This window comes from Roseixanthobacter liquoris (assembly GCF_043195135.2).
Lineage (GTDB): Bacteria > Pseudomonadota > Alphaproteobacteria > Rhizobiales > Xanthobacteraceae > NCEH01.
The window spans coordinates 1,887,721-1,900,555 of the sequence record NZ_CM195537.1 but is presented as its reverse complement, the minus strand read 5'-3'; the positions used below and the strand labels follow the sequence as shown (position 1 = coordinate 1,900,555).

Annotated in this window: 5 protein-coding genes and 1 tRNA gene; all 6 read left to right on the top strand. The window is 65.8% G+C overall.

Going from position 1 to position 12,835, the window contains the following annotated elements:
• Window positions 1–13: 13 nt before the first annotated feature.
• A complete protein-coding gene (locus tag V5F84_RS08360; protein WP_394044063.1) occupies window positions 14–1,684 on the top strand; it encodes an MFS transporter in 1,671 nt (556 codons plus the stop codon).
• 227 nt (window positions 1,685–1,911) lie between these two features.
• A tRNA-Thr gene (locus tag V5F84_RS08355) sits at window positions 1,912–1,986 on the top strand.
• A gap of 417 nt (window positions 1,987–2,403) precedes the next feature.
• The gene (locus V5F84_RS08350; protein ID WP_509277188.1) at window positions 2,404–3,180 is read left to right on the top strand and encodes a LuxR C-terminal-related transcriptional regulator; all 777 of its coding nucleotides are present in this window, start codon (window positions 2,404–2,406) and stop codon (window positions 3,178–3,180) included.
• A gap of 112 nt (window positions 3,181–3,292) precedes the next feature.
• Window positions 3,293–9,868 carry an MBG domain-containing protein gene (locus V5F84_RS08345; RefSeq protein WP_509277187.1) on the top strand — a complete coding sequence of 2,192 codons (6,576 nt, stop codon included), beginning with the start codon at window positions 3,293–3,295 and terminating at the stop codon, window positions 9,866–9,868.
• A 4-nt stretch (window positions 9,869–9,872) separates the two neighbouring features.
• Window positions 9,873–11,681 (top strand): ShlB/FhaC/HecB family hemolysin secretion/activation protein, encoded by a 1,809-nt coding sequence (locus V5F84_RS08340; protein WP_394044066.1) that lies wholly within the window; start codon window positions 9,873–9,875, stop codon window positions 11,679–11,681.
• A gap of 507 nt (window positions 11,682–12,188) precedes the next feature.
• A complete protein-coding gene (locus V5F84_RS08335) occupies window positions 12,189–12,827 on the top strand; it encodes a L,D-transpeptidase (protein ID WP_394044199.1) in 639 nt (212 codons plus the stop codon).
• Window positions 12,828–12,835 lie beyond the last annotated feature (8 nt).

The following is a 12,835-nucleotide window of genomic DNA, read 5'->3' as shown; positions in this document are numbered from 1 at the left end:
GGAGGAAGACTTCATGACTGTCACGACTGCGGGGCCCGTCGCCAAGGGCGTGCCGATGACCCGGGAGGAGAAGAAGGTCATCTTCGCCTCGTCCCTGGGCACGGTTTTCGAATGGTATGACTTCTATCTGTACGGCTCGCTCGCGGCCATCATCGGCGCCCAGTTCTTCAGCGCCTATCCCCCGGCAACCCGCGACATCTTCGCGTTGCTGGCCTTCGCCGCCGGCTTCCTGGTGCGTCCCTTCGGCGCCCTGGTGTTCGGCCGCCTCGGCGATCTCGTCGGGCGCAAATATACCTTCCTCGTCACCATCCTGATCATGGGCCTGTCGACCTTCATCGTCGGCATCCTGCCCAATGCGGCCACCATCGGCTTTGCCGCCCCCGTGATCCTCATCGCGCTGCGCCTGCTGCAGGGCCTCGCGCTCGGCGGCGAATACGGCGGCGCGGCGACCTATGTGGCGGAACATGCGCCCCAGGGCCGTCGCGGCTTCTACACCTCGTGGATCCAGACCACGGCCACGCTCGGCCTGTTCCTGTCGCTGATCGTCATCCTCGTCACCCGGACCGTGGTGGGCGAAGCCGACTTCGCGGCCTGGGGCTGGCGCGTGCCGTTCCTGATCTCCATCGCTTTGCTCGGCGTGTCGGTGTGGATCCGTCTGACCCTGAACGAATCCCCCACCTTCAAGCGCATGAAGGAAGAAGGCACGGGCTCCAAGGCCCCGCTGTCGGAAGCCTTCGGCGAGTGGCGGAACCTGAAGTTCGTCATCATCGCGCTGCTCGGCCTCACCGCCGGCCAGGGCGTGGTGTGGTACACGGGCCAGTTCTACGCCCTGTTCTTCCTGCAATCGATCCTGAAGGTCGACGGCTACACCGCCAACCTGCTGATCGCCTGGTCGCTCGTGCTCGGCACCGGCTTCTTCGTGTTCTTCGGTTGGCTGTCGGACAAGATCGGCCGCAAGCCGATCATCCTCGCCGGCTGCCTGATCGCCGCCTCCTGCTACTTCCCGCTGTTCAACATGATCACCACCGCGGCCAATCCGGCCCTGGAAAAGGCGATCACGTCGGTGAAGGTGGCGGTGGTCGCCGATCCCGCGACCTGCGGCAGCCTGTTCAACCCGGTCGGCACCCGCGTCTACACCGCCCCGTGCGATCTGGCGCGTGACTTCCTCGCCAAGTCTTCGGTGCGCTACACCACCGAGGCGGCGCCCGCCGGCACGCCCACCACCATCCGCATCAACGACGCGGTGGTGCCGTTCGGTCCGGACTTCGGCAAGGCCACCACGGCCGCGCTGCAGGCCGCGGGCTATCCCAAGGCGGGCGATGCGAACATCGTCAAGATGGCGCATCCGTTCGACATCTTCCGTCCGCAGCCGGCCGCCGTCATCGGCATCCTGTTCGTGCTGGTGATCTTCGTGACCATGGTGTACGGGCCGATCGCTGCGGCGCTGGTGGAATTGTTCCCCACCCGCATCCGCTACACCTCCATGTCGCTGCCGTACCACATCGGCAACGGCTGGTTCGGCGGCCTGCTGCCGGCCACCGCCTTCGCCATGGTGGCCGCGACCGGCGACATCTATTACGGCCTCTGGTACCCGATCGTCATCGCTTTGATGACCTTCGTCATCGGCCTGCTGTTCGTCCCCGAGACCAAGAACCGGAACCTCGACGACTGGCACTCGCACTGAGCCAAGCTCTCCGGCGGCCGGCCCCCTGGGGCCGGCCTTGGGGGGATGACCGGCTGCCCCGGTCCTCCCTCCGCGACGGCCCCGCCCCGGCGGGGCCGTCTGCGTTTGCGCTCCCCACTTGCGAGCGCGCGCCTCTGGGGACCGTGACGCCGACATCTTGTTCCCGCCGCCCGGCGCTGATAGGCATGGCGCGGATGGCCCCGGCACCGATCCGCCGCGGGCCGCAGGCCGGTTTAGCTCAGCGGTAGAGCAGCGGTTTTGTAAACCGAAGGTCGGGGGTTCAATCCCCTCAACCGGCACCATTTTATGTAAAAAATTACTTTTACTTCAGATACTTGCCTGACCTCCAGTTATTCCAGCCCACAAATCGGCCCACAAACTCGCCCGACTGCGCGCTCAGAGGAACTTTGGGATGGCGCGAGACAGACCGGATTGCGACGCCGTCGGTCGGGGGTGCCTGTCGTTGCGACGTAGCCAGCGTGAATGGCGTGCCCGTTGAAATGCGCTCCGCCTCAGACCGATCAGCACGTCGCGCTCCGAACGCTCAAACCACCCATACACATCGGCCACATTGCGGCGAAAAGCTTTCCGGGCCTCGGGGCATCCGTGTTTCAGGTCGCGCAGACTCCTGCCGTCTCGGCATTCATGCTCGGCTATTCACGCGTCCCGCGATCTAGCTTAAGCGTGGGATTCGCACAATGAATGCTGACAGGCGATCCATGCTGGCCGATTTTCAGGACGTAGCCCATCGCCTTTGGGATGAAATTGCCGATTTCGAGCAGACCCAGTCCGGCTCCGCCGTGACCCACCTCATGGGCGCGCTGTGCAAGCGGGTGGGCGCGTGGAATGCCACATGGGCCGGCGCCATCCGGGTGAACGACGCGCCGGACGGCGATCCGCTTCAAGGGTGGCGCGTCGCCGCGGTTCAGGCGCTGCATCCGGTCGAGCCGCACCCGGATGAAACCCACTTCAGGGAAATCCTCGATGTGTGGGACCGTCGAGAGATCGACCCCTCTTTCCTGCTGCCGCTTAAGCAGGTGGGCGCCTTCAGAAGCTATTCGCTGCGGCGCGAGTTGCCGCGCAGCTGGTTTTCATCGGACTTCTACAAGCGCCATTACGCTTCCGTGGGCACGCGCGACGCTGTATTCGTCGCCTTTCCGCTCAACGATGATTGCGAGTCGCATTTCGGCTTCTATTCCAGAACAACCTTCCAGGACCAGCATATTGCAGAATTGATCTACGCGTTGCGCGGCATAAAATGGTTTCACCGCCACTTGATGTTGAGCAACGGCTTGTTTCTGGCGAAAGAATTGCTCACGCCCGCGGAGCGCAAGGTCTTGCGCCTTCTGCTCACCAAGGCGTCGGAAGCCGAGATCGCGCGCGCTCTGGACCTCTCGAAGGCAACGGTGCACCAGCGGGTCACAAGTATATTTCGGAAGTTCGGTGTTTCCAGCCGCGCAGCACTGATGAGCCTGTGGATCCAAAGTGCAAGCTGAAACCCCACGGCTAATCGTATCCTCTATTTAGAGGAATGGTGGAAATTACCCTACGATACTATGCTTCGCCGACAACGCTGCGCGAGGGTGGCTAGCGACACTCGCCTGTGGCATGGGGGCTGGGATGGCGGGGCTGATGGGGGGTGCTGGAGCGAACGTTCCGCACCAAAGTGTTCTTTCGCGGCGCGCGATTGCGCTGCTATCCGGCTCGGCATTGGTTTTCGCTTCTGGTCCGGTTCTGGCTCAAGCATTGCCCACCGGCGGCAGCGTCTCGTCTGGGCAGGCAGCCATCTCGTCTTCCTCGGGATCGAGCATGCTCATCACCCAGGGGTCGCGCACCGCCATTATCAATTGGGGCAGCTTCTCCATCGGTGCCGGAAACAGCGTGCGCTTCGAAAATGGCGCCGGCGCCACGCTCAACCGCGTCACCGGCCTCTCCCGCTCGCAGATCGATGGCGTGCTTTCCGCGACCGGCAGCGTCTATCTGGTCAATCCCAACGGCATCACCGTCGGGCCCGGCGGCCAGGTGACCACGGGCGGCTCGTTCGTGGCCTCGACGCACGATGTCTCCGATGCCGCGTTCCATGCCGGCGGGGCAATGACCTTCCGGGGATCAAGCAAGGCCAGCGTGATCAATTACGGCACCATCGGCGCGCTGGGCGGCGATGTGGCGCTGATCGCCCGGAAGGTGGAGAACGCCGGCACCATCACAGCGCCCAACGGAACGGTAGGGCTGGCGGCCGGCTATGAAGTGCTGGTGCGCGATGCCGCGCTTTCCGACGGCAAGTTCGTGGTGAAGGTGGGCGGGGCCCATACCGAAGCGAAGACCTCCGGCGTCATCAAGGCCGCCGAGGTGGAGCTGAAGGCCAATGGCGGAAACGTCTATGCGCTGGCCGGCAACACGCACAGCCTCACCAAGGCCACCGGCGTCGCCAGCAAGGGCGGGCGCATTTTCCTCACAGCCGGCGCGGGTGGCACCGTCACCGCCACCCAGAAGATGGTGGCGCGCTCCACGCCCACGGGAGGACGAGCGAAGGGCGGCGAGATCCGCGTCTCCGGCGGCAAGGTGACGATCGCGGGCAAGCTGGATGCCCGGGGCGAGGGCGATAAGGGCGGCACCATCGTCGCCACCGCCCGCGAGATCGAACTGGCGGCGGGCGCCGATCTGGACGTGTCCGGATCCGCGGGCGGCCTGGTGCTGGTGGGCGGCGACTATCAAGGCGGCAAGGACGCGGCGACAAAATATCTGTCGGAGACGGTGGCCAACGCCGAGACGGTGACGGTGGCGCCCGGCGCCCGCATCCGGGCGGACGGCACGCAAGGGGCCGGCGGCCAGGTGGTGGTGTGGTCCGATTCGCATACCAGCTTCCAGGGCTCTCTTTCCGCCACGGGCGCCGGCACGGCTGCCGGCGGCGATGCGGAAGTCTCCGGAAAGGCGGTGCTGGATTTTCGCGGCACGGCGGACCTGCGCAGCGAAGGCGGCAGCTTCGGCACATTGCTGCTCGATCCCTACGACCTGACCATTTCGGCGGGAACCAGTTCCGGCATGTCCGGCTTCGATGCCGGCGCCGATAACAGCATCCTCAATGTGACCACCCTTACCGCCGCCCTTGCCGGCGCGAACGTGGTGGTGACAACTGGAAGCAATGGTTCGCAGGCGGGCAACATCACGGTGGCCACGCCCATCGCCTGGAGCGCGAACAGCGTGCTGACGCTGACCGCGGCGGACAGCATCCTGATCAATGCGGATATCACCGCGACCGGCGCGACGGCGGGAGTGGCGCTGAACTTCGGCGGCAACTACAGCCTGAACAATGGCGCGCGCGTCACCCTTTCGGGCGCGTCCGCCTCCTTCACCACCAATGGCTCCGCTTATACCTTGATCCATGACGCCACCGGCCTTCAGGCCATGGGAACCAGCGGCCTCTACGCTCTTGGCAACGACATCGACGCCTCGGCCACGGCGGGCTGGAACGCCGGTGCCGGCTTCGCGCCCATTGGGACCTTCACCGGAACATTCACCGGCTTGAACCACGTCATCGACGGGCTCACCATCAACCGCCCTTCCACCGACAGTGTCGGCCTGTTCGGCTCCGCGACCGGCGTGACCATCAGCAATGTCGGCCTGAGCAACAGCCGCGTCACCGGCCGCGTCGGGGTCGGCGGACTCGTTGGTGGCCTGACAGGAGGCTTGGTTAGGCTCGCTTTCAGTGACGGTATTATCAGCGCGCAGGATAATGTCGGCGGGCTGGTCGGCGTCGTCTATGATGGTGGGATCGTGGCGGATTCCTACACCCTCGGCACTGTCTCCGGAGGCACCAGGGTCGGTGGCCTCGTAGGATTGCTGAACGGGACCTTTTCCCCGGTCTCTATTTCCGGATCCCATAGCCAAGCGAGCGTTGCCGGGACCTCGCAGGTCGGGGGCCTGTTGGGCTATGCCTTGGGCAGCTCTTCCTCGGCGTTTGTCAGCAACAGTTACAGTGTCGGGAGCGTCACCGGCAGCAGCAATGTCGGCGGGTTGATCGGTGATGCGCGGGGAAGCATTTCGAATGTCTACAGCACCGGCCGCGTTTCAGGCTCATCGTCGGTCGGTGGGCTGCTTGGCATGGGCTTCGCTTCGATCAGCAACGCCTATTGGGACGTCGACAGCTCGGGTACGAGCAATGCCGTGGGCGCGGGCAGCGGCACCGGCATTACCGCGATCTACAGGTCTTCCGCGACGCCGAATGCATTCGCGCAGGCCACCTATGCCGGATTCGACTTCGCCAACACCTGGTACATGATCGAGGGCTCGACGAGGCCCTTCCTGCGTTCGGAATATTCCACCACCATCACCAACGCGCACCAGCTCCAGTTGATGAGCATGAATCTTGGCGCCAGCTACACGCTGGGCGCCAATATCGATCTCTCCGTCCTGCAGCAGCCCGCACAGATGTGGAGCAGCGCGGGCTTTTCGCCAGTCGGGTCGATGGCAACGCCCTTCACCGGGAGCCTGAATGGCGCGGGCCATACGCTGGCCGATCTCTATATCAATCGGCCGAGTGCCGATTATACCGGCTTGTTTGGCGCCATGGGGAACGCCACGATCTCCAATATCGGATTGCTCGGTGGCTCCGTGGTGGGACGGGGGCAAGTGGGTGGCATTGCGGGTTACGCTGGCAACTCAAATCTTCTGCAAGTATATTCCAACGCCGCAATCTCCGGGTACAACTTTACTGGTGGACTTCTGGGAGAAAGCTGGATCGGAAGCATCGTCAATTCTTACGTGACGGGTTCGGTCTCTGCTCTCGGCTCCACAGGCGGGATTATAGGCTATGCGGAGGCAACCACACTTTCCGGCGTCTATGCGTCTGGCTACGTCTCCGGCGGTGTCGGAGGAGGGCTTATCGGTGTTTTTGGCTACTCCCCCACATTGATGAATGTCTACTGGGATAGTCAAACGACAGGACGCTCGACCAGTGTCGGCGGCGGCGTTACGCTTCCGGGCGGCACGGCGCTTACGACGGCCCAATTGCAGGGCACCTTGCCCGCGGGCTTCGACCCCACGGTTTGGGGCACGGGACCGGGATTGTATCCCTATCTGAAGGCATTCTACGGGGCGGGCGAGGTGCCCGTCGCCATTTCCGGCATGGCCTATACGGACAGCGGCACGACGGCCTCCAAGGGCGCGGGCGTCACGGTCATGGCCGGCGGCACTCAGGTCGGGCGCGCGACCAGCGGCGCCAACGGTTATTATTACGTCTTGTCCGCGCCCGGCTTCACCGATCCCGGCACGGGCTTCCTCGCCTATACATCCTCGTCCGCCAGCTATGGCGGCGCCTCGTCGGGCCTGAATCTGTGGGGCAATACCCTGCGCGTCGCCACGGGCGCCACGACGAATTCCGCCATGCAAAACGCCCTCGCGGGGGCCTATGGCTCGAATACGGCCGTGGGCACGCTGCTGAGCGGGCTCGCCAATCTCGACGTCTCGGCCTCCGGAGCCTTCGCCGTGGATACGGCCGTCACTCGCACCGGCACCGTTGGCATCGCCGCGGGCGGCGATCTCGAGGTCGCGACGACGGGCACCGTCCAGGGCGGAGGCAATGTCACCTTGTCCGGCAGCCACTTCGTCAACCTGCGTGGCGCGGATGCGGTGGCAAGCACCGGCGGGCGCTGGCTGGTCTATCTGCCGGGCTCCACAGGCAATACCTACGGCGACCTCGACAGTGCCAATTACGCGGTCTGGAACCGGACGCTGGCGGACGGGGCGGTGGCGCAGAGCGGCAATCGCTATGTCTTCGCCGTCCAGCCCACAGTGACCATCACGGCGGATGCGGCAACCAAGACCTATGGCGATGCCGTGGCCCCCACGGCCTACACGCTGTCCGGCGAAACGGCCGGGGTGGCCGGCGCCTATCTCGGCATCGACAGCGGCGCCTTCACCGCCGGCCCGACCCTCGCCAGCACCGGCGGTGCCGCAGGAGCCGATGTCGGCGGCTACACCATCACCGCCTCGGGCGCCACCACGGACCTGGGCTTCGCCATCACCTATGGCGCCGGCACCCTGACGGTCGATCCGGCCACGCTCATCGTTACGGCGGACGATGGCACCCTGGTCTATGGAGATCCGGTGCCGACGCTGGGCTACGGCGCCTCGGGCTGGAAGAACGGCCAGACGGACAGCTTGCTGACCGGCGTCAGCGTGACCACGGACGCGACCTCCACCTCCGACGTGGGAACGAGCTACACCACCAGCGCTTCCGGAGGCACCCTTTCCGGCGCCGCCACGGGGAATTATGTCTTCTCCTACGTGGGCGGCAGCCTCTCCGTGACGGCCCGCCCCCTGACCATCGCCGCCGACGGCCAGAGCATGGTCTATGGCGATACGGTGCCGGGGCTGACCTATGTGATCGGCGGCGGCGGGTTGGTGAACGGCGACATGCTCTCCGGCGCGCTGGCCACAACAGCGTCTTCCACGACGGGCGTCGGCCTCTACGGCATCACGCAAGGCACGCTGGCTGCGTCACCAAATTATGCGCTGACCTATACCGGGGCAAACGTCTCCGTGACAGCCCGCCCCCTGACCATCACCGCCGATGGCCAGAGCATGGTCTATGGCGATACGGTGCCGGGGCTGACCTATGTGATCGGCGGCGGGTTGGTGAACGGCGACATGCTCACCGGCGCGCTGGCCACAACCGCCTCCTCCACGACCGGCGTCGGCCTCTACGGCATCACGCAAGGCACGCTGGCTGCGTCAGCAAATTATGCGCTGAGCTATACCGGGGCGAACGTTTCGGTGACGGCCCGCCCCCTGACCATCACCGCCGATGGCCAGAGCATGGTGTATGGCGAAACGGTGCCGGGGCTGACCTATGTGATCGACGGCGGCGGGTTGGTGAACGGGGATATGCTCACAGGCGCGCTGGCCACGACGGCATCTTCCACGACGGGCGTCGGCCTCTACGCCATCACGCAAGGCACGCTGGGGGCCTCGGCCAATTATAGTCTGGGCTATAACGGGGCGAACGTTTCGGTGACGGCCCGCCCCCTGACCATCACCGCCGACGGCCAGAGCATGGTCTATGGCGAAACAGTGCCGGGGCTGAGCTATGTGATCGGCGGCGCAGGCCTCGCGAACGGGGATATGCTCACCGGCGCGCTGGCCACGACGGCATCTTCCACGACGGGCGTCGGCCTCTACGGCATCACGCAGGGCAGCCTCGCAGCCTCGGCCAATTATAGCCTGACCTATACCGGGGCGAACGTTTCGGTGACGGCCCGCCCCCTGACCATCACCGCCGACGGCCAGAGCATGGTGTATGGCGAAACGGTGCCGGGGCTGAGCTATGTAATCGGCGGCGCTGGCCTGGTGAACGGCGACATGCTCTCCGGCGCGCTGGTCACATCCGCCTCGTCCACGACGGGCATCGGCCTCTATGGCATCACGCAAGGCAGCCTCACAGCCTCGGCCAATTATGGCCTGACCTATACGGGCGCAAACCTCTCCATCACGCCGCGCCCGCTTTCGGTGACGGCAGATAACCAGAGCATGGTCTATGGCAACGCCGCGCCGGCGCTGACATATGTCGTCGGCGGCGCGGGCTTGGTAAATGGCGATACGCTGACCGGCGCGCTGGCGACGAGCGCCGCGTCCACGTCCGACGTGGGCACCTACGTCATCGAACAGGGTGCGCTCGCCGCCTCGTCCAACTATGCGGTCGGCTATGGGGCGGGGGTGGTCAGCGTGATACCGCGGGCGATCGCGGTGGCCGCCATCAATCAGCAGCGACCGGTGGGGACTGCCAATCCGGTCTTCACCTACACCCTCGGGGGCCTTGGCCTGGTGAATGCCGACGCGCTCTCGGGCGCGCTTGCGAGCCCGGCAGATGCGCGTTCGGCAATGGGGCAATATCCGATCCTTCAGGGAACGCTCGCCGCCACGGCCAATTATGCGCTGGCCTATTTGCCCGGCGTGCTGACAATCATCGGCGATAACCAACCCGGCGCGACCACCTTCGTGGAGACAACCGCGCCGGACCAGTTCATCGCAACCCTCGACACCAAAGATCTCGTCTCCCTCCTGTACCAACCTGCCTCGCCGCCCGTCGTCGCCCAATGCGGCGCCTCGTCGGGCGACCCGTGCGGGCTTCTGCCCACCGCCGCCAACTTGCCCAGCGGCCGCTGGCTGAGCTTCCGGAGCCAGTGACGAGATGCCCTTCTCCTGGCGCAACCTAACGATGCACGGCGCATTCCGCGTGACCGCCATGGGCGCCCTGCTGCTGCCGGCGCCTGCCTTGGCGCAGGTGATCGCCCCCATCGAGCGCAACCTCCCGCCCGTGATCTCCGGCCAGGGGCGCCTCGTGATCGGCCCTCAGGACCTGTCGGGGAGCCCGGACGACACGACGCTGGGCGTGCGGCTTTCGGGGCTGGCGCTGATCGGCGCCAAAGAGGCCGTGGTTGGGCGCGGCGGCCGCGGCATCCGCATCGGTGCCATTGGCGATATCTCCCATTCGGCCCTGGAACAGGCGCTCTTGCCTTTCATCGGCCGGCCCCTGTCGCGCAAGCTGATTGCGGACATCCAGGCCGCCATCGCCAAGGTCTATCGCGAGGCCGGCTATCCCTTCGTGTCGGTGACACTGCCGCCGCAAGAAGTCACATCCGGCGTGCTGACGCTGCGCGTGGTGGAGTTCCGAACGGGCGCGGTGAAGGTGTCCGGCGCGGAAGCGGGCACGGACGCGGATCTCGCAGGCCGGGTCCGCGCGGCGCCGGGACAACGCATCTCGGTGGACGCGCTCGATGAGGACCTCGCCTGGCTCAACCGCTATCCCTATCGCTCGGTGAACGGCGTGTTCGCGCCCGGCGACGACCTTGGCCTCAGTACACTGACCCTGGAGGTGACGCCGCAGAAGCCCTGGCAGGCGTTCGCCGGCTGGTCCAACACCGGCACCCATGCCACTGGGTTCGACCGCTATTTCGCCGGCTTCGGTGCCGCATTGGTGGGCATGCCGCAGAGCTTCCTGTCGTATCAGGTCACCGGAAGCCCGAACTTCTGGAGCAACCCCAGCAGCGTCGGCACCGGTCCGGAGCAGCCGAGCTACTACAGCCAGGCGGGGCGGCTTGTGATCGCCACGGGCACGCGGCAGAGCATCGAGATCGTGCCCAATTACGTGGCCACGCGCCAGATTGTCCCCCTGAGCGACTTCACCTACGATAACGCCACGCTCGAAATCCCGGTCTATTATCGCATTGCCGTCTCCAATCTGCTGCCGACCCTCTATGCCGGCGACCTTCTTCTGGGGGCCACCGGCAAGACCGTGTCGCGCACCAGCTATTTCGGGACAGCGGACATCGGCGGGGCGCAGGCGGACCTGTTCGAACTGGTGGCCGGCTGGTCGGTGTCGCGCGCCGACCCCTATGGCACCACCAGCCTGGAGCTGAAGCTGGTGGGCAACCCCGGCGGGGTGATCGGCGGCAATGACGGACCACAATGGAGCATCTATAGCGGCGGCCGGGTCACGGACATCACCTATGCCTACGGCCAGGCGGACCTGGCACGGGTGACGCGGCTGTCCGGAGGCTTCAACTGGGTCAGCCAGATCACGGGTCTTGCGGCGGGCCAGCCGCTGCCGGACACCGAGCAACTGAGCCTCGGCGGGTTCTATGCGACGCGCGCCTACACACTGGACGACGGAACGGTGGATACCGGCCTTGTCTGGCGCAACGAACTGCGCACCCCCACTTTCGAGCTGCTGCCCGCGCTCGGCGTCGGGGGCATGAGCGATCAGGTCTCGCCTTATGCGTTCCTCGATGCCGGCTGGGGCCGCACCTACGGCTATGAGGGCCTGCTCGGTCCCGTGGGACGTCAGGACTATTCGCTGGCGGGGCTCGGCGCCGGCGTCGACTACACTCTCGGCCGAAACTTCACCGTGAGCCTTGTGGCCGGCATCGCGCTTACTGACGCCATCTACACGCGAGCCGGGGATGCCAACGTGCAAGCGCGGGTCTATGTGAGCTACTGAGCGGAGCGATCGCGTCAGGCCCAAAGGGGCCGCCGGGAACGCCTAACCCGCCATGCGCTCACGATAGGCGAAAGCAGGGGTGCGGCGCCTTCTGGCGAAAACGCAGGGCTCAGCCCCTCGGGCGTGCCCTCAACCGGCACCAACCCCGCCCGATCAGCCGATCCGCTTGCGCGCGCCATGAACGGCAGCTGCGGGCGAATTGCGTCCGGCTGCGCCGGTCGGCGCGGGCGAAATGGTCGCGCGCGCCGCGGCCCGGAGGGCACGGTTCCCACGCAAACCGGCGCGAAGGGAAAATAGGTCAAGCTTTTTCACTTTTCCTGCCCCGCAAGCTCAGCTAATCGAAGCATGGGGTGTGCCGTCTTTCCACGGCACGCGGGACGGAAACGGGGAGAGCGGCGGACAGGGCCTGTTGCGCGCGGCACATGCGGCTGAAGCGCAATGTTAACCCCGGCTTGCCAGTCTCTGCCCGCGAAGCTCCTTGGGGGCGCGAAGAAAGAGGCCGGCATGATGCCCAAACTGTTCAAGACCCTGGCGCTGACCACCCTGCTTCAGGTCGGCGCCTTCGCGTTCGGTTCCTATGCCATGGCGCAGTCCACGCCGGTGCCGCAGCGCGGCGTTCCGGGCGCGACGCTCGATATCGGCGACCAGCCGGGCCTCGTCCCGCCCGCGGACGACGAGGTCAACATGGACCCGGCCTACAAGCGCCAGCCGGTCTATTTCCGCACCACCGAGCCGCCGGGCACCATCATCATCAGCACCGACGACAAGTTCCTGTATCTGGTGGAAGGCAACAACCGCGCGCTGCGCTACGGCATCGGCGTCGGCCGCGACGGCTTCACCTGGAAGGGCCTCGTCACCGTGGTGCGCAAGGCCGAATGGCCCGATTGGACGCCTCCGGCCGAAATGATCCAGCGCCAGCCCTATCTGCCGCGCTTCATGGCCGGCGGCCCGGGCAATCCCATGGGCGCGCGCGCGCTCTATCTCGGCGGCACGGTCTACCGCATCCACGGCACCAACCAGCCCGATACCATCGGCTATGCGGTGTCCTCCGGCTGCTTCCGTCTGGTGAACAGCGAGATCATCGACCTCTACACCCGCGTTCCCGTGGGCACGAAGGTTATCGTGCGCCAGGCGGTCACGCTCTGATCCACGGC